Raw genomic sequence first — 26,794 nt, 5'->3', positions numbered from 1 at the left:
GACAAAATTACAGGTTGTACCGAAAATTGTCTGCTAAGTTAGTAATTTTCGTTTAGGATACCGCACGACAAGCACAAATATCATGCAAATCAGGCAGGCATAGAGTGTCCATCCTGCCATTTCCTTTACAGCAGAGAGGGTGGCCTGCACCTGGATGCGTCCTTTGGTGGATATGGCAGCCATGTTGATTGCTTCTTGTTTGCTTTTTCCCTGATATTGCATGCCTTGTACGGTTTGGGTAAACGAGGCGGACGCTTCGGGGTGCAACATGTCTACATTCTGTGCATAGCGGGTGACGTAGTGCTGCTGGCGTTCTTGCAGCACATTCGTATAGAGTGCGGCTCCGATGCAGGGAGCCAATACCATGCGTACGGTAATCATGGTACATATCCAGGAAGAAAGATATTTGTAAGGCATGCGTTGGGTGGCGTAGGTTGGAATCAGCGAGTAGAGGAACATCATGCCGGTGGAGCGGATGATGACCGGATATTTCATCCGTTCGTACAGTCCTGCACCTTGTACCTCGAAATACATGAACATGGCAGAAAGCCCCAATAGAAGGAAACCGGCGGCAAAGAGATATTTGAAGTGTACGCCTTTCACGCTGAGCCAGATGGTGGCAATGCCGCCGATGAGGTAGCCCAGCATGGACCAGTTGCCCAAGGTGGCGTTTTGGAAGTTGTCCAGCTTCATGCCTATGCCCGTGAATACGTTGACAAACATGGCGCTGGAATTCAGTACCATTAACAGAAAATAGAATAGGAAACCCATACGGATGGTGCGCAGTTTGAATACATCGAGTTGATAGTAAGGATTGCGCTGGGTGGACTCGATGTAGAGGAATATGCCACCGGCAATGATGGCGCAGGCTGTGGCCCATTGTATGGTTGGGTTGTCGTACCAGTCGAGCACTTTGCCATAAGTAAGCACATAGGTAATGCAGGCCAGAGTGATGCAGAAGACGGAGGCATTGCCGAACTGCTTGAGGTTGATGGGGAAGCGGCGGGTGGTATATTTATGATAAGGCATAGTGATGAATGTGATGAGGATGCAAAGTAATAGTAGCCCCATCATAAAGTAGTGTATGTACTGCCATTCATATTCAAAAGCGAGCCAGGCGGTGAGCGAGGTTCCCAATTGCCCCAGTACCATGAAGAATAGATAGATGGCGGGTTGTGCCGCACTCCGTTCGATGTCCAGCTTGTCCCAGCCTTCGTCAGTTGTGGGCTCGTTGCCGGGTGTAATTTTGTCGTACGCCTCGATATGCCCTGCATACTTTATGAGGGTGAAGAGGTTGACCATCATCAGCACCATTCGTAGGAATCCCATAAAGATGCTGCATAGTGCCAGCAGGAAAACGCTGTCTGTCTTGGCACAGATATAGCTGAAGATGTACATCAGGGAGAATCCTGCCAGGCACATCATTTTCTGCCGGCGTATGACTACCAGCCTATACAGAAAAGGGCAGAATGCTGCCATGCCAATGGAAGTGGCGAAGTTGGCAAACTGGATATGCTCGGAAATGATGCCGAGTTCGCTCATCATTTCGGTGCTTGCCACCGAGTAGGTACCGCCCACAGTCAGTATCGGCAAAAAGAATACGAATAGGATGATGATACCTACCGGTTTGGGTACCCAGTTGTAGAAAGGATAGTTCTTGGGGTATGAGGGCATGGGGATAAGGGTTAAGGGGTTAGGGATTAAGGGTTAAAGATTAAGGATTAGGGGGTAAGGATTAAGGAGTTGGTTGCCTTAATCCCTAACCTCTAATCCTTAATCCCTATTTTTTTGTTTTCGCTTTGACTATTACCATCATACCGGCGGCAAGGCTACTGTTGTCTTCTTTAGACAAATCGGTAAAGTCGATGCGGACTGGGATGCGTTGCTGTATCTTCACGAAGTTGCCGGCAGAATTATCCGTGGGCACTAGGGAATATTTGGAGCCGGTGGCTCCGGAGATGGCAGTGATTTTTCCTTTGAATTCTTTGTCGCTGATGGCATCGACGGTAATGACTACTTCTTGTCCCAAGTGCAGATTCTCAATCTGGGTTTCCTTGTAGTTGGCTATAATCCACTTTTGTGTGTCAGGCAGAATGTAGGTGATGGTTTGTCCGGCAGTGATGAATTGTCCTTCTTCAAGGGTACGCCGCCCCAATTTCCCATCACAAGGAGCTACTACTACGGTGTAGGAGAGATTCAGTCGTGCCATTTCGAGTGCGGCTGTTGCCCGTTGTATGGCAGCTTCGGTATTTTCACGGCGATGTGACACTTCGTTCACACCCGACAAGGCAGCTTTCTGTTGTCGTTTCACGGCTTCCAACTTCTTGTGGGTAGCTGCATATTCGGTTTCTATCTGTTCCAATTGAATGGGGGTGGCAGCGTTTCTCTTCACCAGGTTCTGGTATCGTTGGCGGTCTTTCTCCAGCTTGGTAAGGCGGATTTCTATCTCTGCTATGGAGGCGTCGTAGACAGAGGCTGTAGTTTGCGTGGTTTGTAGTGTGGCACCAATGACTGTGGCACCGGCTTGTGCATCCTTGAGTGCAGCTTCAGCTTCCATGACTCTGATTTTATATTCCCGGTCGTCCAATATAAGTAAGGTATCTCCTTTGTGTACTTCTTGGTGTTCTGTGAAACAAATTTTCTTGATATATCCTGATGCGCGCAGATTGACGGGAGATATGTATTGTTCAATCTGTGCATCATTACTGGTTTCCGTCCGTTTGTAGTTCAAAAAGAGGCAGACCACTTGAATAATTCCCCAGATAAGGATAGCTATTCCTAATAGGCTGACAACGATTTGCCAACGGCGAAGCTTCTTCAATTTCCGTGCTTTTTCTTGGTGGGTACTTGCGGTGTTATTGTTCTCTTTTGTTTCCATATTTTCTATATTATATTGTTTACTTATTATATATACATCCGTCCTTGAATACGGGCTCTATTCATCTTCCTCTTTAATGAATTGAGGGGCTCAACGTCTCCAGCTGTCCCGTCAGCTTCAGCAAAGTCAGATTGGTTATCCGGTAATTGTAGTGGGCACTGATATAGTTGTTTTGGGCTTCGCTCATCCGCATTTCGTCCTGCAATACTTCGGTCATTGAGGCGATTCCTTCCCGATAACGGTCCATGGTGACGGTATATACATCTTCGGCAAGCAGATAATTGTCCTTCTGCTTCTTAAAGTTACGTTGGCTGTTCATCAGGTCATTGGTGGCATTCAGATATTGTGTCTGAAGATTCTTTCGGGTATTCTCTTGGGCGAGCTTGATGTTCTCTATGTCAATGGTTGCCTTGCGCATCTTGTAGCGTTTGTCCAGTCCGTCGAAAATGGGAATACGCAAGGAGAGTCCCACTCCATAGGAGCGATACCAATGGTTGGAAGGGCCGGAATGGAACCAATGGTAAGCTTTGTCCGTATAGGCAGAGAACATCCAGCTTCCCGTCAAGCTCAAGGAGGGGATGTAACCGTTGCTGACTATTGTTTTTTGTTGCTCTGCGAGTTGTTTCTGTGATTGCAGCAGCTGTAGTTCATATAGTGTTTCAGATAGCCCGGTGAGTGCTGCGGGCGTAATCATTTCTGTATTCACCGGTACCAGTGCTATATTTTCTTCTGCCGGATAGTCGATGATGTATTTCAGTAGGTTCAGTTGCTGTTCCATCATGGCTTGTGCGTTGTCGTGTTGCACCTTGAGGTTCTCCAGGTTGATGTTGACGCGTTTCACATCTACTTCCATAGCCATACCGTTGTCATAGAAGGCCTGAGTGATATCTCTCAACTCTTCTAGGCGAGTGATGTTGGCTTTTATCAAAATAATCTGTTCAGCTGTAACCTGTCCTAGGTAGTACATTTGACTAATTTGAAGGATGAGGTCTTCTCTTGCCTTTTCATAAGAAAGGCGATTCATCTCATCCATGGTTTTAGCTATGGACAGAGTGGTGTAGAGTGTTTGGTTATAAAGTGGTATCTGCAGCTGTAATCCGAAGTTGGCGTTGTATTGCAAAGTTTGGGTTACATTGTAGGGATTGCCATACGCTGAACCATCGGTAACGGAGACGGGTGGATCGATATTGTCGTTATAGTTGGCAAAACCATTGATTTGGGGCAGCAGTTTGGCTCGATTCTCAGAGATGCCGTATTTCCCTTTTTGTATTTCTTTCCGTTTGCTTTGCAAGGATAAGTTGTTTTCGATACCTATTTCGAGGCAGTTCTCCAAGGTTAGTGTATCTTGTGCTCTTGTACCTAGTGCAAGCAGACACAGAAAGGAAAATGTGAACAGTTGTCTTTTCATAATAGTCACTTGATATTTGCACACAAAGTTAGTGGCTTAAAATGCAAGAGGACTATCCATATATCAACTGTTTGTATTCATATTTTCCTTTTTACTATAATTTGAAAACAAACCATAGCACAAACGAGTACTAAAAACAAAAAAGACCGCCAAGAGTGGAAGCCTCCTAACAGTCTAAATCTTCTTTGTAGCGGGACCCGGGATTGAACCGGGGACCTCATGATTATGAATCATGCGCTCTAACCAGCTGAGCTATCCCGCCATCATTTCTCGATTGCGGGTGCAAAGATATAGCTTTTATTTAAATTGCCAAAACTTTTATGGATATTTTCTGCTTTTTCTTTTGCTGATAGGGTGCTGAAGTGGTTTGCAGTACTTTTTATTAAAAGTCTTTGTATAACATTATCAATGAATTAGGGGTGTATGGAAAGGGAGGTATAAATAAATTTGATGATTTATTTTCTGTAATTAGAAAAAAGTATTTATCTTGGCTGGCGCAATAAAAAGCAGAATAGACTATGGAAAGAAAGAAAATACATTTGGAATATCTCTTGAATGCGACTTCTAAAAGTATTCTTTGGGCAGCGATAAGTACCCCTACTGGTTTGGAGGGCTGGTTTGCTGATAGGGTTCAGTCAGACGATAAAACAGTAACCTTTTTTTGGGGAAAAACAGAAAAACGTGATGCCGAGATTATTGCCGTGCGGGCGTATTCATTCATCCGCTTCCGCTGGCTGGACGATGAGAACGAGCGAGAATACTTTGAACTGAAGATGACAAACAATGAGTTGACCAATGATTTCGTATTGGAGATAACAGACTTTGCCGATATAGACGAGGTGGGTGATTCGCGTGAATTATGGGAATCGCAAGTGGATACTTTGCGAAGAACTTGTGGTTTTTAGTTAACTTTAGATTAAAAATTTCCCGTACTCCCTTTTTTTGTACTACTTTTGTGCTCTCATTGCATGAAACGAGTAAAATGCTGCGCATAAAAAAGTTAGATATATTTGTTTTGAAGAGCTTTTGCATGCTCTTTATGGGTACTTTCTTCATCTGCCTCTTCATCTTTATGATGCAGTTTTTATGGAGGTATGTGGACGAAATGGTAGGAAAAGGATTGGAGATGACTGTCCTTGCACAGTTTTTCTTTTATTCTGCGCTTTCGTTGGTACCTGCGTCGTTGCCGCTGGCTATTCTGCTGGCTGCCCTTATCACCTTTGGAAATTTCGGAGAACGTTTTGAATTACTTGCCATGAAGGCAGCCGGTATTTCTTTATTGAAAATCATGCGGCCCCTGATTATCTTTATTTGTTTCATCTGTTGTGTCTCTTTCTATTTCCAAAATGTCATAGGACCAAAAGCCCAAACAAAATTATGGACTTTGCTTATTTCCATGAAGCAGAAATCTCCCGAAGTGGATATTCCTGAAGGTGTGTTCTACGATGAAATAGATGGTTATAATCTGTATGTGAAGCATAAGAACCGCAAAACTGGTATGCTGTATGACGTACTGATATATAATTTTGAGAAAGGTTTTGAGAATGCTCAAATTATCAAGTCTGATTCGGGACGTCTGGAGATGACGGCTGACAAACAGCATTTATATTTGCATTTATACAGTGGTGAGCAGTTTGAGAATTTGAAATCGCAGAACATGAACCAAAGGAATGTGCCTTACCGGCGTGAGACATTCCGCGAAAAGCATGCAATCATTGAGTTCAATTCGGATTTTAATATGGTGGATGCAGGTATCATGAGTAATCAGTCCAACAGTAAGGATATGAGAATGCTGCAGGCGGATATTGATTCCATGAAATTGCAGAATGACAGTGTGGGACGTGGTTATTATAAAGAAGCTATGGCAGGAACTTATAAGGTGACAGCCAGCTTGTCTAAAGAGGATACATTGAAGATTGAAAAGGCCTATTTAGGTGAGTACAATGTAGACAGCCTCTACAATGTGGCTACACTGATGCAGAAACAGAAGGTTATATCCACAGCCGTCAGCCGTGCAGAGAGTGCGGGGAGTGACTGGAGTTTTAAGAGCTTTAATATATCGCAGACTGAAAGCAGCCTTCGACGGCACATGACTTCCTGGCATGAGAAACTGACTCTTTCTCTGGCATGTCTCATCTTCTTCTTTATTGGTGCGCCACTCGGAGGAATTATCCGTAAAGGAGGCTTGGGAATGCCGGTGGTGGTTTCTGTATTGATTTTTATTATCTATTACATCATCAACAATACGGGGTATAAGATGGCCCGTGACGGACAGTGGGTTGTCTGGATGGGTATGTGGACCAGTACTGCTGTCTTGGCTCCATTGGGTGCGTTCTTGACATATAAATCCAACAATGATTCAGTGGTATTGAATGCTGATGCTTATATAAATTGGTTCAAGAAGGTTGTGGGTATTCGCAGTGTACGCCATCTGTTCCGTAAGGAAGTAATCATCCATGATCCTGATTATACACGTATTCCGGAAGAGCTGAAGGCTTTGTCCGTAGACTGTCGTGAATATGCTGATAGAAAGGGGTTGAAACGTGCTCCCAATTACTTTAAATTGTGGATGACTGATAGCCAGGATGAGGCAGTGGAAGATATTAACGAACGTTTGGAAAGTCTGATAGATGAGATGTCGAATACAAGATCCGTTACTTTGTTGACAGCGCTGAACACCTATCCGGTCATCCCCATCCATGCGCATGTCCGTCCGTTCCGCAATTATTGGTTAAACTTGCTCTGCGGTATTGTTTTCCCGATAGGCTTGTTCTTTTATTTCCGTATCTGGGCATTCCGTATCCGTCTGAATAAGGATATGGAGCGGATTATCAAGACAAATGAAGATGTGATTGGAATTATAGAAAGGGATCAGAATAAATAAAAACAAAATAGATTATGGAAAATGTAAAGTTGAATACGATAGAAGAGGCCATTGAAGACTTCAAAGCCGGTAACTTTGTGATTGTTGTGGATGATGAGGACCGTGAGAATGAGGGTGATTTGATAATTGCAGCTGAAAAGATTACACCGGAGAAAGTAAACTTTATGTTGAAGCATGCCCGTGGTGTGCTTTGTGCTCCAATTACAGTTTCGCGTTGCAAGGAACTGGATTTGCCGCATCAGGTATCGGATAATACTTCTGTATTGGGTACTCCCTTCACTGTTACTATTGATAAATTGGAAGGCTGTAGTACCGGGGTTTCTGCGGCAGACCGCGCTGCTACTATCCAGGCGTTGGCCGATCCGGCTTCTACTCCGGCCACTTTCGGGCGTCCTGGCCACATTAATCCATTGTATGCTCAGGAGAAAGGTGTGTTGCGCCGTGCCGGACATACGGAGGCTACTATTGATATGGCACGTTTAGCTGGACTTTATCCGGCGGGAGCCCTTATGGAAATAATGAATGAGGATGGTACAATGGCCCGTTTGCCCGAATTGCGCAGAATGGCAGATGAATTTGGCTTGAAATTGATTTCTATCCGTGACTTGATTGCCTACCGTTTGAAGCAGGAGTCTATTGTAGAAAAAGGAGTGGAAGTGGATATGCCTACAGACCACGGTCATTTCCGTTTGATTCCTTTCCGCCAGAAGTCGAACGGTTTGGAACATGTAGCTTTGTTCAAGGGTACTTGGGAATTGGATGAACCGATTCTGGTGCGTGTACATTCTTCTTGTGCCACTGGTGATATATTCAATTCCAAACGCTGTGATTGTGGCGAGCAGCTGCATAAGGCAATGGAGATGATAGAGAAAGCCGGTAAGGGGGTAGTTGTATATCTGAATCAGGAAGGTCGCGGCATTGGCCTGATGGAAAAAATGAAAGCATATAAATTGCAGGAAGAAGGCATGGATACTGTGGATGCTAATATTTGCCTGGGACATCTGGCAGACGAGCGTGATTATGGTGTGGGTGCCCAGATTCTTCGTGAGATAGGAGTGCACAAAATGCGGCTGATGACCAATAATCCCGTGAAACGTGTGGGCTTGGAGGCTTACGGTTTGGAAATAACGGAGAACGTAGCTATTGAGACTACTCCGAATCCATACAACGAGCGTTATCTCCGTACCAAGAAAGAACGTATGGGACATACACTTCATTTCAATAAGTAACTGTCTTTTTGTTTTCTTATATCAAAGAAAATCGCTTATTTTGCAACCGGATTTGCGTAACAATCATTAAATAGTAACAAAATGAACCAATTATCAGATCGTTTAAACAGTTTGTCGCCTTCTGCGACACTGGCTATGTCTCAAAAGAGCGCAGAGCTGAAGGCTCAAGGCGTAGACGTAATTAACCTGAGTGTGGGAGAACCGGACTTCAATACTCCCGACCACATTAAAGAGGCTGCGAAAAAGGCGATAGACGATAACTTTTCTCGCTATTCTCCAGTGCCGGGTTATCCTGCCTTACGTAATGCAATTGTAGAGAAGTTGAAGAAGGAAAACGGTCTGGAATATACCGCCGCACAAATTTCTTGCGCCAATGGTGCCAAGCAGTCGGTTTGCAATGCAATCCTGGTATTGGTAAATCCGGGTGACGAAGTAATTGTACCTGCTCCCTATTGGGTCAGTTATCCGGAAATGGTAAAGTTGGCTGAGGGTACGCCGGTTATCGTACCTGCCGGTATCGACCAGGACTTTAAGATAACACCTGCACAGCTGGAGGCTGCCATCACCCCGAAGACAAAGGCGCTGATTCTTTGCTCTCCCTCTAACCCTACGGGTTCGGTGTACAGCAAGGAGGAGTTGGCAGGCCTGGCCGCAGTATTGGCAAAGTATCCGCAGGTTGTTGTGATTGCCGATGAGATTTACGAACATATCAACTATATCGGCAAGCATCAGAGCATAGCACAATTCCCCGAAATGAAAGAGCGTACGGTCATTGTGAATGGTGTTTCCAAAGCATATGCAATGACTGGTTGGCGTATCGGTTTCATTGCAGGTCCGGAATGGCTTGTGAAGGCTTGCAATAAATTGCAGGGACAGTATACTTCCGGTCCTTGTTCTGTATCTCAGAAGGCTGCTGAGGCTGCTTATACGGGTACACAAGTTCCGGTGGAGGAAATGCGCAAGGCTTTCGAGCGTCGTCGTGATTTGATTGTAAAGTTGGCCAAGGAAGTTCCGGGTTTCGAGGTGAATGTACCGGAAGGTGCTTTCTATCTGTTCCCTAAATGCGATTCATTCTTCGGTAAATCTGCCGGAGAACGTAAAATCAATGATTCAGATGATTTGGCCATGTATCTGTTGGAAGTGGCTCATGTGGCTTGCGTAGGTGGTGCTTCTTTCGGAGCTCCCGAATGCATTCGTATGAGTTATGCAACCAGCGATGAAAATATAGTTGAAGCTATCCGTCGTATAAAAGAAGCACTGGCTAATCTGAAGTGATTCTAACTTCTTCTACAAACTTATTTTAGCAAGACATCTGTCATGCTGTCACGAACAGTTCGTTTCATCAAAGCGGACTGTTCGTTTTGTTATGACGAACACTTTGTTTTGTTATGACGAACACTTTGTTTCATTATAGCGAACACTCTGTTCCATACAGTATAAACACTTTGTTTTATATTATACGAACATTTTGTTTTCTACTATATGAACACTTTGTTTTATACTTATGGAACAAAGTGTTCATGTCTGTGAACTAACGTATTATCCGTATATAGAAAATAACAATGAGGGGGGTGAAGGTACTGAATTTCACGTGGGGGATATAAAAAAGCGCAGGCAGTTTATCTACCCACGCTTTTGTTTTTGATACTGGGATTGTATTATTCTCCCGGATGAATTGCTTCAGAAGGACAAACATCTGCACAAGTACCACACTCTGTGCAAGTCTCAGGGTCGATATGATAGATATCACCTTCAGAGATAGCGCCAACCGGACACTCGTCGATACAAGTTCCGCAAGCAATACAATCGTCACTAATTACGTAAGCCATTTTCTTTTAGATTTAAATTATTATTAGTACTAATTCGTTTGGCAAAAATAGTGGTTTTCTTTATTACTTGCTATCAATCTTGATTAAAAACGTATAATTTGTATGTCGTCTAAATAAGGAGTCGAGAAAGCGACACAGCATACCGCAGAGACTGAAAAATGTTCGTTTTTGAATTTCGTAAACGAATTGCTCTGATACTATTGGCTTTAGCTGGAGCTTAAGCCGATTTTCAACTTTTAAGAAAGAGTCGGATAGGTAAAAGTAATCACTGCGATTTCTCCTTCTTCGACATTCTCTGTTTGATAGGTACCTTTGAAATGTTCAAAGAACAACTGGTTGATTTTCTGTTGCACTGATACTTTTTGAGAGGCAAACCTGGAATCGGCTATAGGACTGTTCTCTATCCGGCATGCGATGATGTGTTTGTCCGGATGGTTGACCAAGAACATGCTGACTTTGCGCGTTTCTTTGCAGTCGTTCGGATAAAGCAGCATACTTGTCACTATTTGTGTAAGGCGGTTGACGTCGGTATGGATACGCACATCTCCCACCTCTACTTGTAGTTCCAGGAGGATACGGCCTTCACTACGCATTTGTATTAGACAACCTAGTTCGTTGCACCATTCTTTTACATTACAATCCTGCAATTGAAATTTCATCATATTCGCTTCCAGGCGTGAGAGGTCCAATACGTCGTTTACCAGTTGGATAAGCTCACCCGAATTGGCTTGGATAATACAGGAATACTCTTTTCGCTCTTCTTCATCCAGCTCGTTGTCGGTGGAAAGCAGTTGGGAGAAACCGACTACATTGTTCAGTGGGATACGGATATTATAACTCATATTGGCAAGGAAACGGCTTTTTATTTCGTTGGCTTCTTCGGCAATAATTGCCAATTTACGCATTTCCTTCTCATCTTGTTGCAGCCGCTTCCTGCTTCTATACATATGTAGGTTGAAAAGTAACAAGGCTATAATGATGATGATGGAGGTAACGAGACAGATACGGTGAAAAGTGGCTTGCCGCTGTTCTTTTTGGAAAAGCAGTTGGTCCATATTATATAGGCTTTGTATCTGTTCTATCTGTGAGGTGGAGAATACTGTATATAACGAATCTTTTGCCTTGGTTATTTGTTTATAGACAGGAAGTGCGTCGTCCGGAAACCCCATCTTTACTAATATATCCGCTTTCTGAAGTCCATAAATCATGGCATCATCCAGTGAAATAGGGGTTACAAGTTCAATGGCGTCTTCTAAATAAACCAAAGCTTTGTCGTATTCTTTTGTCAGTTGGTAATATTCGGCATATGCTGCCAAACGTATCAACCGATAAGGAAGAAATGAAGATGTACTGAGATGCCGCTCTGCTTTCTGCAAATATTCCCATGCTTCCGCAGGACGTTGAAGGCGGGTATAGTAAAGGGCGTATTGTAAATCTATGAGCAGATACAAATTGGTATAGCCGTTTGTCAGTACGGTGGTGCCTTCTTCCTGCAATCTGTTTTTTGCATTGTTGAGTTCCTCCAGATACCGGAACATGTTGTCATTGTCATGCAGATATGAGTAAGCCAGTACCGCTTTTGTCAATAAATCAATCTGAGTGGCAAGGGAGGAATCCGGACTTGTCAGTTCAAAAGCCTTGTTTAGGTAGGTGATTCCTTCTTTGTAACGTAAGGTATTGAAATATCCAGTCATCAGGCATAGGCATGCTTCGCGCATACCGTCATGGTTGCCAAGACTTTGAGCCTTGTCGTACATGTCTTGTGCTTGTTTGAGGGCTAATTCAATCTTCTGGCTGATGACATAGAATTCTATCATCATCTTTTTGCCTCTGAAGTAATGACGGTAGTAGTTGTGCTCTTCAGACAACTGTTCGAGCCTCTTCAGCCATTGTTCTGCATGTTTTTGGTCCAGTAGGTTGTAGTAATAAATAATGTGCGCATATATGGCCGCACTCTGGTAAAGTATATTTTTCTGGGCGATGGCCTCTTCCAGTAATTTGTTCTCGTAATAGATGAATGTCGGTGACAGTTGGTCAAGCAGTGCTATCTGATATAGGGTTTCCAATCTGGTGGTATCGGCTGGGGAGGCAAGATATATACGTAGCAGGCTATCCTTGGCTTCTGTCCGTCGCACATCTGCGTGTGCGGACGGTAACAGCCAGCATAAGGCAATGAGCAATGTAAATATCTGTTTCATTTCTTATTCTCCTTTCTGCCTGTCTGGCTTATGGGGTGGGTGAAGCAGAAGCGTGAGCCTTCGGCATACTCTGAATCAATCCATATTTGTCCGCCGATATGCTCTATGATAAGTTGGCATATGGAGAGCCCCAACCCACTGCCTTGAGCATTCTCATTCAGCTTTTCAAAACGTTGGAAAATGTTGGCTTGCTTGTCTTTGGGAATGCCGCAACCGGTATCTGTTACGGTGAATAGTACGGTGTCGTCCGTTTCTTTTTCCAGCTTTAGGACAATGCTGCCTTGTGGGGTAAATTTGGTAGCATTTATCAGTAGGTTAATCAGGACTTGCTGCAGGCGTGAGTCGTCAGTCTCGATGGGCATTTCTTCCAGCTCGGTGGTGAATGTAAGTTCAGCTTGTGTCTGTTTCACTTTGTTCACGGTATCTATCACGTTTCTGCAGATGCTTACGGCATCATGTTGTGCAATACAGAATTGCAGTTTGCCGAATTCAAGACTCGATAGATCTATCACGTCGTTAATAAGCTTCAGCAATAGTTCTGAGTTCTGTTGGATAACTTCATTGCACTGACGGCGTGTCTCATCGTCCAGTCCCTCTTCCGTCAATAGGGATGAAAAGCCCGATAATGCATTGAGTGGGGTACGGATTTCATGGCTCATGTTCGAGAGGAACACGCTTTTTGCACGCATGGCATTTTCGGCATTTATCCGTGATGTTGCCAGTTTTTGGGTGGAGAGTTTCACCTTTTCCCGTTGCCTTTTGAGTAGGATGGCAAGTAGAACAAATAACGTTACTAATGCCATCGTTCCTACCAATATGCTGGTTATGATTTTATTGTATTCGTTATTGCTGGCCGTCTCTGCCTTATCTACCTGGTATTTTGCCTTTATCGTATTGATTTGCCGGATATAGCTTTGTGAAGCGAGTGTATCTATAGGAGGATACAATTCCTGGTAGATTCGGCAGGCTTCCATGGCCATGCCTTGTATTTTACAGAGATAGATTTTTTCCAGCGAAGTCCAGCGGTAATACGTGGAGCGCTTATTACCGGAGTATTCTGCTTGCAATTTGGAGTAGATGTCCAGAGCTTGTTTCCAGTATTGTTTGTCCCAATTTCCCATGGCTCTATAGTAGGCGGCAGTGGTATAATCCAAGTGAAACCGATAGAACTTCTCTGGGTGCAGTTGGTAAATGGAGTCCATTTTGTGGAGCCAGATGTTTGCTTCATCAAGATAGTCTTGTGAGAGGTGTCCATGGGAAATGGCAAAATTCGTCTTTTCGATGCAGAAAAAGAAGTCTGTCGGGTAGTCAGGCTCCTGATATAATATTTTCTCCAGCTCTTCCAGGATTTTTTCCGCTTCTTCCAGACGTCCTTTCCGTTGCAGAACGTTGGACATTTTTAAAAGAAGCTGTGCCCTATATGGATGCTGGTCTGAAATGTTGGATAGTTCAGTCAAAGCATCCTGGTATGATTCCAGGGCTTTATCCCCCATGTTGGCTATTGTATTATAGGCGTCTCCGATGGCTTGGTTGGCCACTACCATACCAAATTGGTAGTCTGTTGCTTTAGCTTCTTCGTACATAAGTTGTGCCCGGTTCGTCGCTAAGCTGATATCGCCGCGCAATGTATAGGCATTGGCCAATTGAAGTTGTAATAGAAAATACGTTGTTCTATCTTCATTTGATTGTTGGGTGGGAAGAAGTTGCTCGCTCCACGCAATGACACTGTCTATGGATATGGAGTCATCATAGAGAACTTGTCTTTTGACCAATGATTGCAGAATACTCTGCTTTTCTTGATTGGCTATTGTATGTGCTGATAAGACAGAAGTATACAGTATCTGCCCCAATAGCATCCATATAATCATTTTTGTTCTCAAATGTTTGTTTGCCTCTTTTGTTTATTATTGGCAAAAATAAATATAAATGAATAAATAAAAAATTAAATAGATGCTTTTTTTATCCTTTATACTCAATTTGTTAGCAACTTTATGCAGGCGATTGGAAGGGATTAATAGAGTTCCAAACCAAACTCTTCTTTTAGTTGTAATAGTGCACTGTTCTTTTGTGCCATCATTTGGAATTTTTCAACGCGTCCATAGGCACGTACCTTTTCAGTAGGAGCACTAATCCGGACAGTCATGGTGACTTTGCGGTTCTTTAGCCGGGTACGTAGGTAATTTTGCAGAGTGGGTATCATGCCGGTAAATTCCTTGGCAACGATTTCATTGTCTACCACAGCCTCAAAAGTTGTGTCATTTATTAAAGTGATGCGCATGTTCTGCATGCGCTTGGCAATGGCTACTTGCTCCTTGGGCATACGTCCGGCATACTCCTGCCAGTAATAGTTCAAATCCCTTTCATTGAAGATGTAGTCTTCTTCCGGTTGTGCTGCTTGGTGGGCGGCAGTAGGGTTAGATGAAGGGTTTCTTTGTTCCTCTTCTATATGGGGGCGTTTGATGGAGACCCCTAATCCGGACATTTTCATGACCGGAATTTTTTTCTCTTCTCTCCCTTGCGCCATTAATACGGCAGCAGGTGTGGCATGTGGAGTTGTTGCATTACTATGCTGCGTGGCAGCAGGTTGGGGAGTGCTGTTTGTCTGTACTGCCGGCTGTACGGTTTGTTGGGGCATGGCAGCAGTGGCCTGTGGCTGCTGAGCGGCGGCAGGCTGCGTGAATATGGGTTTTATAGCTTGTTTAGGGCTGCGCCCATTGGCACCGTCGTCCTCCTCGGCGGTCAGTTGTGCCACTTGTATCAGAGTGAGCTCTACCAGTAGCCGTTTGTTTTTACTGGCACGGTAGTTCAGGTCACAATCGTTGCAGAGCTTCATGGCACGGTAAAGAAAAGGGAGGGGGCATTGCTGTGCTTGTGCTTGGTAACGTTCGCGGATGCTTGCGCCCACTTCAAGCAACGGCAGTGTCGCCGGGTCTTTGCTGACAAGCAAGTCGCGCAGGTGGGATGAAAGTCCGGTGATGAAGTGGCTGCCGTCGAAGCCTTTGTTGAGCACATCATTCAGTAATAGCAACGCGTCACTGATTTTGTTCTCAAGAAAGAATCCGGTTAGTTTGAAGTAGTATTCATAGTCCAGCACATTGAGGTTTTCAATCACGCTCTTATAGGTGATGTGTCCTCCGGTGAAGCTTACCACCTGGTCGAAGATGGATAGTGCGTCGCGCATACCGCCGTCTGCTTTGAGGGCAATGACATTCAACGCTTCCGGTTCAGCAGTGATACCTTCTTTGGAGGCGACATATGCGAGGTGTGCTACGGTATCTTCCACACCAATCCGGCTGAAATCATATATTTGGCAGCGTGAAAGGATGGTGGGCAATATCTTGTGCTTCTCGGTAGTGGCAAGGATGAATATGGCATGGCGTGGAGGCTCTTCCAGTGTTTTCAGGAAAGCATTGAAAGCCGAGGCGGACAGCATATGTACCTCGTCAATGATATATACTTTGTATTTGCCTATCTGAGGTGGAATGCGTACCTGCTCCACCAATTGGCGGATGTCATCCACAGAGTTGTTTGAGGCGGCATCCAGCTCATGGATATTGTAGGAGCGCTGCTCATTGAAGGAAGTACAGGATTCACACTGGTTACATGCTTCACCGTCTGCTGTGGGGCTCATGCAATTGATTGTTTTAGCAAAGATACGGGCACAAGTTGTTTTTCCCACGCCTCTTGGACCGCAAAAAAGATAGGCATGCGCCAGTTTTCCGGTGGCAATGGCATTCTTCAAGGTAGTGGTCAGTGCACGTTGGCCTACTACGGACTCAAAGGTCGAGGGACGATATTTCCGTGCAGATACGATATAGTTTTCCATATTTGGGATATTCTTTGCTTTTTGTGCAAATGTACACAAAAAAAAGAAATCTTTCGGTTATTCCTCTTATCTTTGTGACGTGAAGTTATATGATGGACAAGCTCCATCATGAATGATAAATTGCTAAATAGTAGATAACGAGATGGATAAACTTGCTTCTCTTTGGTCTTTTGTCCGCAAGCATAAATATCTGATTACGCTTGCGTTGTTTGCTGTAATTATCGGGTTCCTGGATGAGAACAGTGTTGTACGCCGTTTGGGTTACGCCCGGGAAGAAAGCCGTCTGCGCGATGAAATAGAAAAGTACCGCAAGGAATACGAGGAGAATACCGAACGGCTCAATGAGCTTGCCGTCGACTCCGGTGCCATCGAACGGATTGCCCGTGAGAAGTATCTGATGAAAAAGCCCAATGAGGATATTTATGTATTTGAAGAAGATATAGAAGAATGAAACAACTGATACCCGCCCTTTTCGCAGTAGGGGCCGTGATGCTCTTGGCAGGAGCTGCCGTTTATATCACGGGCTGGCCTCTTTCACCTTATATATATACTATCGGCGCTACGATGGTTGCTTTGGCCCAAATTAATTCTCCGTCCAAATGTAAAAGTCCCACTGTCAAACGCCTGCGCCGACAGCAAATATTCGGTGCGCTTTTGCTGGTGCTTACGGGGGCATTCATGCTCTTTACAAGGGGCAATGAATGGATTGTGTCTCTGATGATAGCCGCCATTCTTGAGCTTTACACTTCGATACGTATTCCACAAGAAGAGGCGAAAGAAGGTTTAAGCTAAATCCGGAACATATATTCTGCATAAACAAGAGGGGCTGAACTCTTTTATAGAGCCAGCCCCTTTCTCATTTAGTTAATCTTCTGCGTTATCCGTCTATCTTTCTACCTTTTCTACTGTCAGAACTGCCGAAGAGACACCTGCCGTTACGTCAACTGTGAACCGGTAAGCGACACCGTTTTCCAGGCTTTTGCCTTCTACGAGGCCCAAGTTGCCGGCATCACGTCCGTTGGTACCGTCACCTATAAATACTAAGTCACTGGTGGTAGACAAGGCATCGTTTTTATATTCACCTCCCCAACCTTGCTGGTGGAAGAACTTGAAGTTGATGTCATCAGATTTGATTTGCTCTCCCGCTACTACTGTTACCTGATACTTCTTCGCTTCAATCTGTGACATGCAGAGACCTTTTTCTGTAGTCCAACCTACGGCATTGGTCGCTACGGAAGGTTTACCGATACCGTCACCGATAATCCAAAGGGCGCCGGTTCCGTCATCGTTCAGAGTGGCGGTGCTTGTTCCGTTCATTTTCAATACTTCCAGATAATTCAGGGCCAGGTTGGCAATGACGCGATAAGTTCCATCGATGGGCAGGAACTTCAGCGAACCGTCTTCATTCTTTTCGAAGAAGTCGGGGTCTATCCAATATTGGTCGAAGTTGGGAATATCTGCAGTGATGTTGTCCCCTTGCTTCAGATTGAGGTCGATGCTGTAATGGTCATCATCCACCATCTCCATTTCAGAACCGTTCAGCAGTAGTTTCACGAAAGGAGCGGCTGCATAAGTCAACGTATTGAAGGAGATGGAATATTCTCCAGCTGACAGATTGGAGAAGGTAATTTCACTGGAGGTACCTTGTGTAATGGCACCGTTGCTCCATCCGAAGTTGATTTCATTCCCGTTGGCGCCTACTTTAGGAGCTTTGATGTAACCTTTCACTTTTTGTGCAAATTCACCGGTCACGCTATACTGATTGGCTGCGACTTTTTCCATGCGGTATTCTTGGTCTCCGGAAATCAGAGTTAGGTAGGGGAAGTCCGGACGACTCAGCGCCACGTCATAGCTTTTTTCTGTAATTGTGAAATTGATGTTCTGCAGAATGAACTTCAATGTAGCTGTTCCGTTGGGAATATTTGCCAGATAGGGAACATATATTTTCCCGGTATAGTCTTGACCGTTTACTTTTGTACGGATTATAGTCTCTGACACCATTTCGTCGCTGAAGTATAACCGCGCTTTTAACGTGGAAAGGGGTACATCTGCGTCCGATGCCTTGATTGTAAAAGGCAGACTGTCTCCGAACAAGGCTGAAGAAGGTTCTGCCTGAAAGTCCATTGTCGGGTTGCCGGGAACCGGATCGTCATCGCTGCAAGCATTCAGCATGGCTATGCCTGCCAATGCCATTAGATAGTATTTTAAGCTTTTCATTATAATCTTCTGTTTAAATTATTAGTTTTATTTTTTCCAACGGTAAGAAACGACTGCTTTGGCCGGAACTTCGTAGGAGAAGTAGTGTGTGCCGTCGCTTACGGTGATTCGCTTGGTCTCCGCATTGTTGTTGGCCAATACGAATGCATAGGTACCGTCCGTATTCTCGAAGGCGGAGTAAGTGATACCGCTGGCGGTGTAACCGGTCGTTCCGATACGTACAGCTCCCGGCTTCACAACCGAAGACATGTGGCCGATAAGGTAGTAGTGGGAGTTACGGACAATTTTAGAATAGTTTGTATTGTCAATATCCACTGCACCGTAGCAGGTCTTGCAAGAACCGTCTGAAGGACTTACCGGTCCCAGGTCACTGTCCAATACCAGATTCCATACAATGGCGCCGCGGCACCAGTTGTTGGCTGTTCCCAATGCTATTTCTTCCATATCGTTAAGCAGGCGTGCTTCCAAATCGCGACCGGAGTTCCAAGTACCGATGGAGGTTTCCGTAAAAAGCAGTTCCTTGTTGGGATAGAGTTTGTGGATATTCAGCAACTCAGAACGGTTACCGCCATAATTATGGTAGGCAGCGCCCGCAATGTATTGTGAGGCTTCCGCATCATCATAAATCTTGGTAGGGTAACTTTTTTGGTCGGCCAGATTGTCGTAGTTGTAGTTATGGTCGAAAACATAAATCTTTGTAGTAACTCCGGCTTCTTTGAAGGCAGGGCCCAGGCCGGTCTTGATGAAGTCACGGGCTTCTTCCCATCCCATGAACAAGGATGCTGAGTTACCGTGGTTCAGCGGTTCGTTCTGCGGAGTCACAGCGTGGATTTTGATGCCTTCCTTTTCGAAAGCTTGTATCCATTTTACGAAATAGTCGCCATACGTTCTGTAATATTCGGGGTTCAAGTGTCCGCTGGTCCATGAGTCAAAGGGTACACGTTCCTCCAGGCTTTTCACTTTCATCCACTTCGGACATGTCCAGGGAGCGGCAATTATTTTGACGGCAGGATTGATTGCCAGAATTTCCTTCAATATAGGAATCACATATTTGGTGTCTTCCATCGGAAGGGCAAAGTGCTCAAGCCCCTTTTCGTCACAGCAAGTGAATTCACTGAATGAGAAGTCGGAACAACCGATGGCAATACGTACATAGCTGAAGCCATAGCCTTCTTTGTCCGAGAATGTTTCAGTCAGAAACTTCGTGCGGTTCTCTTGTGTCATCTGTATCAGGTTGTAACCGGTAGAGCCGGTGATGGCTGCACCGAAACCGTCCATTTCCTGATAGCGGGTGGCAGGGTCAAGTGTCACGGTAGAAGGTGACATGTTGCTTCCGGTGCCGAAGGCCAGCCCGGACTTTGTCAAATCATAAGTACGACTGGTGTTCGTTACATAGAGGGTAACATCCTTTGCCTCTTCCGTGGGTTGGTCTGGCTTGGGTTCCGGTGTAGGGGTGATGTTACTGTCATTGTCATTGCCGCAGGCTGCCAGTATGGTGAAGCAGCCTAATGCGGTAGTGAATATATTTCTTAAATTCATATTCAATTGATTTTTATATTACTCATTAGTATTAATAGCCCGGGTTCTGTATCAGATTTTCGTTCTGGTCGATGGCTCCTTGGGGAATAGCCAGCAGATAGGAGTTCTCATTGAACAGATTTTCTTGTGCATGGCGGCCGCTGTCTTTGGCGTAAACGGCGTTCATCACTTCTTCTACCTTATTGAGGCGGCAAAGGTCGTACCAGCGCTGTCCTTCAAAGGCAAGCTCCATGCGGCGTTCGTCCATATAAGCTTGGAGCAATGCTTCTTTACTGCTGCGGGTGCTTTGTGGAAGTTTGCCCAGTCCGGCGCGGTTGCGGATGCGGTCGATGATGTCGGCTGCACCGTTCAGGTCGGGAGCCTCTCCCATAATTTTTGCTTCGGCTTTGAGGAGCAGGATATCGGCATATCGCAGATAGATAATGCTGTTGAACGCAGAGCGGCATTTGTACATGAAGGCATAATGGTCTGCCGGATAATAGTTGCTCCATCCGCAGTCATACCATACAACAGATTCATTGTAACGTTTCGTGTCTCCTTGCTCTTCATAGAGGCGGATAAGGTCACGGGAAGGGGTAATCCATTTGGCCCAGGTGAAACTTTCATCCCAGTTGCTCAAGTTACGGCCGAACATCCAAGTACACCAGTTGCCGGAGCCGGGAGGAAAGTGGGCTTCGAGAATTGCCTCCTTGGTATTGCGTACCCGGCAGTCTTTTTTTTCCGTATCATACGCCCAAAGGTCGCTGAAGTCTTCCACGAGGTCGAAGCCGTCGGCAGCAAGTTCATCGGCATATTTGATAACCTTTGCATAATCGCGCAGAGGTTTTTCTGCATAGACCTTGGCAAGCATGGCACGTGCCACCGATTTGGTAAGTATGCTCTTGTCTGATGTGTCGTTTGTCGGTGTGTTGGGGTTTTCCACTGCTTCAGTCAGGTCTTTCTCTATTTGGGCGTAAGCCTCTTCAGCCGTATTCTGTGGAGGAAAATAGGTCGGGTACATTTCTTCTACGTTGTCTTCGGTAATGTCACCGCCCACGGTAGTGATGACCGGGAAGTTACCCCATAAGCGTACCATATCGAACATGACCATGGCACGGAATATCTTGGCTTGTGACTGATACTTGCCGCGTTCACTTTCACTGAGTGCCTTGAGCTGGTCACAGCCCACGATGATGCGGTTGGCAACGGCAATGTCGCCTAAGAAACGGTCCCAGTCACGTTTTAGTACAGAATTAGAGCCTTCAATGGAGTTGGTTTCGTAAGGCACCACTTCGGCCCCCGTTGTTCCGGCGTAGGCATTATCGGAATGAGCGTCACCGATAAGCAGTTTGTCGACATACCAGTGCTCCTGCTGGTCACGAAATTTTTTGTGAAGGGTTACCATTGAAGTTTCCACGTCTTGCACACTGTTGAAAATAGGCTTTTCATCAGTTTTGTTCACTCCTTCCGTTACATCCGAGTAGGTGTCTACCGGATTATAGTCCAAGTCACATGAGGTTGCGGTCATTGCCAACAATACACCGCAAGCTATACTTTTATATATATGGTTTAGTTTCATAAGTTATTTCTTCCTTTTTTAGAATTCAACATTGATACCGAAAACGAATGATTTGCTCTGCGGGTAAGTTCCATAGTCGATGCCCTGTACAGAACCGCTGTTGCCATATTGGTTCACTTCAGGATCCATACCTGAATAGCTGGTCCAGGTCAGCAAATTGCTGGCGGTAAAATAAGGCTGTACGCGGCTGATACCCCATTTCTTGAACTGGCGGCAACGGATGTTGTAAGAGAGTGAAATGTCTTTGACACGCAGGTAGCTGCCGTCTTCTACAAAGTAAGTGGAGTTCTTGATGTTGAAGTTGGCTTTCGGGACATTCGTAATCTGTCCGGGAATTCTCCAGCGTTTCAATACTTCCGTTGACTGGTTTTTGCCGTCGTACATGCCTTCGGTTTCCATACGGGACACATTGAAGATGTCGTTTCCGTAGCTTCCCTGGATGAAGATGCTCAGGCTGAGGTCTTTCCATGTAAAGGTGTTTGTCAATCCGTAGATGAAGTCGGGATTCGGGTCGCCGATATAGGTACGGTCGGAAGTGGAAATCTTGCCGTCTTCGTTAAGGTCGCGATAAATCAGGTTACCGGTTTCGGGGTCTACACCGTCGCTGATGTAGCCGTAGAAACCACCCAAAGGACGTCCGGGCTCATTGCGTACGATATTTTCTTTCACCACCTCGGCACTGCTTGCTGCTGTATAGATTTTCTGCAATGACAGCTTGGTCAGCTTGTTCTTATTGAAAGAAATGTTGAAGTCTGTATCCCAAGAAAACTCGCCGGTCAGGTTATGGGAGTTGATGGCGAACTCGAATCCCTTGTTGGTCATCTCGCCTTCGTTACGGGTGATGCTGGTGGTTGCTGCCGCACCAGCAGGCAGACTTACATTCATCAACATGTCTGTAGTTTTCTTGTAATAGTAGTCCATGCTGAAGGTTAGTCTGTTGTTCAGTACAGTCAAGTCAAGACCGATGTTCGTCTGGTTGGTAGTTTCCCATTTCAGGTCACTTGTTCTCAGGTTGGCCTGGCTGATACCGGGAACTGCATGGTCGTTACCTTCTTCAAACCAGGGTATGCGGTTGATGTTGTAACGTTGCAGATACGAGTAATCGCCTATACCGCTTTGGTTACCGGTCTGTCCCCAGCCACCGCGGAGCTTCAAGTCATCAATCCAAGCGATGTCTTTCATGAACTTTTCCGACGAAATGCGCCATGCAGCCGAGAAGGAGGGGAAAATACCCCAGCGATGGTCGGGATGCAGCTTGGATGAACCGTCGGCACGCATGTTCATGGTAAGCATGTACTTGCTGTCATAGTTGTAGGACACACGGGCGAAATAGGAAGAGATGGCCCACTGTGAAGCTCCTGTTCCGGTACCGTCCCATGAAATTTTATTGGCAGCGTTCAGGGTTTGTATTTTATCGTCCCGGAAATGTGAGCCGTTTATCCAGCTGTTGGTATAGTCCGATTTGGTATAGGAAGAACCTGCCATTACGTCGATGCCGTGCTTCTTGATATTGGTATTGTAAGTCAATATATTATCGAAAACCAACACGGTATTCATATTCCGGTTGTCAGAGGCTGTACCGAAGCTGTTGCGTCCGTCGGTGGTCGATATTGGATCGAGGAATGTGGTGCTTACACCGTTACGGCGGTCCAGGGCTACAGATGATTTCAACTTTAGGTTGGGCAGGAAGCTGATGGTAGCGGCTCCGGATGCGATGAGGCGGTTTTCCTTGTTCTTGTTGTTTTTCTGGCGGGCCAGGTTTTCCATCGGGTTCATGATGTTCACTCCATAGAAGTTCTTATTGTATTGATTCGGTTTTTCAGGATCCCAAATAGGAGCATAGGTCGGAGTGTTGATGACCGAGAGGACTACACCACCACGGTTGGCACCCGTACCGGAGATGATGCCGGTGTTTCCGATGTTGTCGGAGTAGGAGATATTGGCACTTACATTCAGCCAGCTGCGTATTTGGTTGTCGATATTGGCGCGGAAGCTATACCGCTTGAAGTATGTTCCTTCCAAAATACCTTTTTCATCCAGATAACCGGCAGAGAGGAAGTATTTCATCTTTTCATTTCCGTTTGATACGGACACTTGGTAATTCTGGGTTTGTCCGGTCTTGTAAACCTCGTCAAACCAGTCTGTCTGGTCGGTCAGCCCTTCAAGAGCAGTTGGATTTACAGCCCCGATTTCTTCTTGCAATTCGCGGTACTGTTCTGTATTCAGTGCTTCCATGCTCTTGCCTACTTTTGTCATGCCATATTGTACGTTCAATGCTACTTTGGCGTTGCCTGCCGAGCCGCTCTTGGTAGTAATCAATACCACACCGTTGGCTGCGCGCGAACCGTAGATGGCTGCTGATGAGGCATCCTTCAGAATAGAGAGGTTTTCAATGTCGTTGGGAGAGAGAAAGTTGATATTGTCTACAGGTACACCATCCACTACGTAGAGCGGGTCGTTGCTACCATTGAATGAGGTGGTACCACGTACGCGGATACTCATACCACCGCCCGGTTCGCCGCTGGGCTGCATAACCGACACACCGGCTGCTTTACCTTGTAGGGCTTGGGCTGCCGATACAATGGGGCGTTGGTCCAAATCCTTTGTAGAAACCGTAGATACGGCAGTGGTTACGTCTTTACGCTTCACACTTCCATAACCGATAACTACCACTTCGTCCAGCAGTTCGTTGTCTTCCTGCAATGTGATATTCATGTTGGTGGCTGCTTTTACCTCTATCGTTTTGTAGCCGATGAAGGATATTACCAGTGTGGCATTCTGTCCTACACTCAGGGAAAACTCCCCATCCAGATTGGTAACAACACCGTTGGTTGTTCCCTTTTCCAATACAGATGCACCAATGACCTCCAGGCCTGCGGCATCTACTACTTTACCCGTAGCTGTCAATCGTTGGGCAAATGCATTTGTTGACATTAGCAGTACGAGTAATGTCAGAAGGAGCTTGTAACTCCGCGTAAGAAGATTTCTTGTAATCATTCTCATAGTACTTTAATTAAAAGATTTAATTTATTTTAGAAAAGTATGTTCTAATAGAGATTGGATGTTTTCTATAGTACACTTTTCTTTCTCTGTTGCAAAGATAGTGGACAACCTTATTCGTCCGATAGGCGGGTAATGTATAGAAGTAAGTCGGAGTAAAATGTAAATGCCACATATATAGCGAGTTATATTCTTGCTGATTGCTGTATAAAGTAAAGGTCAGCTACTATGGAAGGAGGTCTGTATATGTTGTTTTATCGCTGTAAATGGTCGAAATACCTCTTAACTTTCATGTACTTTTTAGGGTAGAAGTAGCTTATGTTTAGATAGATTAATTTATCTTTGTGCTCTCAGCTTTATATAAATAATAGAAATGAAAAGAAAAATCATAGCTTTACTATTTTTACTGATGGGGTGTACCTTTCTGAATGCGGCACCTTACAGTGAAAAGATAAAAGAACTGCTGGTGCGCCTTGACTCTCTGATTGCGCAAAAAAACACGTTTGCTATGCTTAAAGAGGCGAAGATTGCCCAGTTGCACAAGCTGCAAAAGGATGTGCGTACTTTGGAAGAGAGATATTGGCTGAATAAAAATCTTTATGATGAGTATTGCGTCTATAACGCCGATTCTGCAATGAATTATGTGGTAGACAATTTGAATATAGTTTATAAGCAGAATGATAAATACCGGCAGATGGAGTGGAAGATAAAAAAGTCTTTTCTGTTGGCTGCCACCGGTTTGTTGAAAGAAGCTCAGGATGAATTGCGCGGAGTTTCAGGCGGTTCGCTCCCCAAAGAATTATTAGTGGACTATTACGGGCAAATGCTGTATCTGTATTCGCATTTCAATCAGTATACCGGTAGTGAAATGGGTACTTTGCATGAACATTATGCACAGTTGGAGCGTGTTTACAAGGACTCTTTGAATATGGTTCTTACCCCTGAAGACCCCTTGTTCTTGTGGTATAAAGGGCAGGTAGTACAAGGTACGGACAGTATGTATGTTTTTAAAGAACGTTTGCAGAAGGGAATTCTTAATTCTGCATTCGACACTCGGCGCGATGCCATGAATGCTTACGTGCTGGCCTGCTTTTATCGCGAGTCCGATGAGCAGGAAAATTATCTGACTTACCTGATATATTCTGCTATGGCCGATGTACGTATCTCCAATAAAGATATTGCTTCGTTGGAAGAGCTGGCGGGGGTACTTTTTAGTTTGGGTGATATTGACCATGCCTATGTCTACATGAGTTACTGCTTACAGAATGCCTTGGCATATCGGAACCGGGTGAGGGTAGTGGGCATCTCTGCGGTGCAGGACACCATTCATCAGATCTATCAGGAACGTAATCAGAAGCAAGAAGCGCGGTTGCGCATGTACTTGGTACTGGTCAGTGTCTTGTCCTTGATATCCTTGTTTGCCTTCCTATATATATACAAGCAGATGAAGCGGTTGAAGCAGTCGCGCCAACAGCTGAATGAGGCAAACAACCGCTTGAATAAGCATGTGGAAGAGCTTTCGAAAATGCACGGACAAGTGGCAGAAACGAATGTACAGCTTACTTCTTTGAATGAACAGTTGAGGGATACCAATAATCAGCTTCGTGAATCCAACTATGTGAAGGAGGAATACATAGGTTATGTCTTTTCCATTTGTTCCAATTATATCAGTAAGCTGGATGAGTATCGGAAAAATATCAATCGTAAGCTTAAGGCAAACCAGTTGGAGGATGTGAAAGCATTGACCGATACTCATTCTATGGCACAGAATGAGTTGAAAGAGTTCTATCATAACTTTGATGCTATCTTCTTGCACATTTATCCGGATTTTGTAAGTGACTTCAATGCCTTGCTCCATCCTGACGAGCAGATTGTGCTAAAAGATGGTGAGTTACTGAATACGGAATTGCGCATTTATGCTTTGGTGCGTTTAGGTATCACTGATAGTGTGAAGATTGCCGAATTCTTGCATTATTCACCTCAGACCGTTTATAATAATCGTTTGAAAACACGTAATAAGGCTATCATTCCTCGGGAAGAGTTTGCTGCCGTTGTGCGTTCTTTGGGTAGGGCACAGAAGTGGATTTGATAAAGGCTTCTACTGATTGTCGCTGTATGATGCGTAGATGACACCTAAGAGTTAGGAAAAAAACTGCGATGTACTACCTTGTTTTTCCCTAAAAAACTAATCTTTCCACAGCAATGTTCTTTTCTTACCACAGCTGTGG

Annotated in this window: 18 protein-coding genes and 1 tRNA gene; 7 read left to right on the top strand and 12 right to left on the bottom strand. The window is 45.0% G+C overall.

The window, feature by feature from the left end:
• Positions 1 to 33 precede the first annotated feature (33 nt).
• The 4 genes from DWZ03_RS00095 to DWZ03_RS00080 all read right to left on the bottom strand — a co-directional run bounded on the left by DWZ03_RS00095 (position 34) and on the right by DWZ03_RS00080 (position 4,548).
• Positions 34 to 1,674 carry an MFS transporter gene (locus tag DWZ03_RS00095; protein WP_120128395.1) on the bottom strand — a complete coding sequence of 547 codons (1,641 nt, stop codon included), beginning with the start codon at positions 1,672 to 1,674 and terminating at the stop codon, positions 34 to 36.
• Positions 1,675 to 1,780: 106 nt separating this feature from the next.
• Complete coding sequence (locus DWZ03_RS00090) at positions 1,781 to 2,878, bottom strand: HlyD family secretion protein (protein ID WP_009037809.1); 1,098 nt, start codon at positions 2,876 to 2,878, stop codon at positions 1,781 to 1,783.
• Between the two features lie 73 nt (positions 2,879 to 2,951).
• Positions 2,952 to 4,286: a TolC family protein gene (locus DWZ03_RS00085; RefSeq protein WP_120128392.1), complete on the bottom strand. Its 1,335-nt coding sequence runs from the start codon at positions 4,284 to 4,286 to the stop codon at positions 2,952 to 2,954.
• A 188-nt stretch (positions 4,287 to 4,474) separates the two neighbouring features.
• A tRNA-Met gene (locus DWZ03_RS00080) sits at positions 4,475 to 4,548 on the bottom strand.
• A 256-nt stretch (positions 4,549 to 4,804) separates the two neighbouring features.
• Here DWZ03_RS00080 and DWZ03_RS00075 point away from each other — a divergent pair.
• From DWZ03_RS00075 to DWZ03_RS00060, 4 genes are all read left to right on the top strand, one after another.
• Complete coding sequence (locus DWZ03_RS00075) at positions 4,805 to 5,191, top strand: START-like domain-containing protein (RefSeq protein WP_005824726.1); 387 nt, start codon at positions 4,805 to 4,807, stop codon at positions 5,189 to 5,191.
• 77 nt (positions 5,192 to 5,268) lie between these two features.
• Positions 5,269 to 7,170, top strand: a complete 1,902-nt coding sequence (locus DWZ03_RS00070) for an LptF/LptG family permease (protein WP_005824727.1) — start codon at positions 5,269 to 5,271, stop codon at positions 7,168 to 7,170.
• A gap of 14 nt (positions 7,171 to 7,184) precedes the next feature.
• The gene (locus DWZ03_RS00065; RefSeq protein WP_005824728.1) at positions 7,185 to 8,399 is read left to right on the top strand and encodes a bifunctional 3,4-dihydroxy-2-butanone-4-phosphate synthase/GTP cyclohydrolase II; all 1,215 of its coding nucleotides are present in this window, start codon (positions 7,185 to 7,187) and stop codon (positions 8,397 to 8,399) included.
• 81 nt (positions 8,400 to 8,480) lie between these two features.
• Positions 8,481 to 9,674, top strand: a complete 1,194-nt coding sequence (locus DWZ03_RS00060; protein ID WP_005834870.1) for a pyridoxal phosphate-dependent aminotransferase — start codon at positions 8,481 to 8,483, stop codon at positions 9,672 to 9,674.
• 383 nt (positions 9,675 to 10,057) lie between these two features.
• On the opposite strand, the gene DWZ03_RS00055 is transcribed toward DWZ03_RS00060, so the two are convergent.
• The 4 genes from DWZ03_RS00055 to DWZ03_RS00040 form a co-directional block, all read right to left on the bottom strand.
• Entirely contained in the window at positions 10,058 to 10,228 is a 171-nt protein-coding gene (locus tag DWZ03_RS00055) for a DUF362 domain-containing protein (RefSeq protein ID WP_005834872.1), read from the bottom strand.
• A gap of 236 nt (positions 10,229 to 10,464) precedes the next feature.
• Positions 10,465 to 12,426, bottom strand: a complete 1,962-nt coding sequence (locus DWZ03_RS00050; RefSeq protein WP_057256116.1) for a sensor histidine kinase — start codon at positions 12,424 to 12,426, stop codon at positions 10,465 to 10,467.
• Complete coding sequence (locus DWZ03_RS00045) at positions 12,423 to 14,282, bottom strand: sensor histidine kinase (protein WP_172679957.1); 1,860 nt, start codon at positions 14,280 to 14,282, stop codon at positions 12,423 to 12,425. Before DWZ03_RS00045 ends, DWZ03_RS00050 begins: the two co-directional genes overlap by 4 nt.
• 155 nt (positions 14,283 to 14,437) lie before the next feature.
• On the bottom strand, positions 14,438 to 16,252 hold the full coding sequence (locus DWZ03_RS00040; RefSeq protein ID WP_008662950.1) for a DNA polymerase III subunit gamma/tau: 1,815 nt from the start codon (positions 16,250 to 16,252) through the stop codon (positions 14,438 to 14,440).
• A 142-nt stretch (positions 16,253 to 16,394) separates the two neighbouring features.
• Between DWZ03_RS00040 and DWZ03_RS00035 the strand changes: the two genes are divergently transcribed.
• Together DWZ03_RS00035 and DWZ03_RS00030 are read left to right on the top strand one after the other, a co-directional pair.
• Positions 16,395 to 16,703, top strand: a complete 309-nt coding sequence (locus DWZ03_RS00035; RefSeq protein WP_005824736.1) for an FtsB family cell division protein — start codon at positions 16,395 to 16,397, stop codon at positions 16,701 to 16,703.
• Positions 16,700 to 17,044, top strand: coding sequence for a hypothetical protein (locus tag DWZ03_RS00030; RefSeq protein ID WP_057254345.1), 345 nt, complete (start codon positions 16,700 to 16,702; stop codon positions 17,042 to 17,044). Before DWZ03_RS00035 ends, DWZ03_RS00030 begins: the two co-directional genes overlap by 4 nt.
• A 93-nt stretch (positions 17,045 to 17,137) precedes the next feature.
• On the opposite strand, the gene DWZ03_RS00025 is transcribed toward DWZ03_RS00030, so the two are convergent.
• Genes DWZ03_RS00025 through DWZ03_RS00010 form a run of 4 tightly spaced genes read right to left on the bottom strand, consistent with a single transcriptional unit; the run spans position 17,138 to position 24,500 of the window.
• Positions 17,138 to 18,469: a DUF5125 domain-containing protein gene (locus DWZ03_RS00025; RefSeq protein WP_005834880.1), complete on the bottom strand. Its 1,332-nt coding sequence runs from the start codon at positions 18,467 to 18,469 to the stop codon at positions 17,138 to 17,140.
• Positions 18,470 to 18,496: 27 nt separating this feature from the next.
• Positions 18,497 to 20,008: a glycoside hydrolase family 30 protein gene (locus tag DWZ03_RS00020; protein WP_057254347.1), complete on the bottom strand. Its 1,512-nt coding sequence runs from the start codon at positions 20,006 to 20,008 to the stop codon at positions 18,497 to 18,499.
• A 31-nt stretch (positions 20,009 to 20,039) separates the two neighbouring features.
• The gene (locus tag DWZ03_RS00015; RefSeq protein WP_044467472.1) at positions 20,040 to 21,566 is read right to left on the bottom strand and encodes a RagB/SusD family nutrient uptake outer membrane protein; all 1,527 of its coding nucleotides are present in this window, start codon (positions 21,564 to 21,566) and stop codon (positions 20,040 to 20,042) included.
• A gap of 18 nt (positions 21,567 to 21,584) precedes the next feature.
• The gene (locus DWZ03_RS00010; RefSeq protein ID WP_369872094.1) at positions 21,585 to 24,500 is read right to left on the bottom strand and encodes a SusC/RagA family TonB-linked outer membrane protein; all 2,916 of its coding nucleotides are present in this window, start codon (positions 24,498 to 24,500) and stop codon (positions 21,585 to 21,587) included.
• Between the two features lie 439 nt (positions 24,501 to 24,939).
• On the opposite strand from DWZ03_RS00010, the gene DWZ03_RS00005 reads away from it, so the two are divergent.
• The gene (locus DWZ03_RS00005; RefSeq protein ID WP_117749909.1) at positions 24,940 to 26,655 is read left to right on the top strand and encodes a DUF6377 domain-containing protein; all 1,716 of its coding nucleotides are present in this window, start codon (positions 24,940 to 24,942) and stop codon (positions 26,653 to 26,655) included.
• Positions 26,656 to 26,794: the final 139 nt, after the last annotated feature.

The sequence above is a fragment of the Bacteroides sp. AF29-11 genome, from assembly GCF_003602895.1.
GTDB classification, from domain to species: Bacteria; Bacteroidota; Bacteroidia; order Bacteroidales; family Bacteroidaceae; genus Bacteroides; species Bacteroides uniformis.
This window is presented reverse-complemented; position numbering and strand designations above follow the sequence as displayed.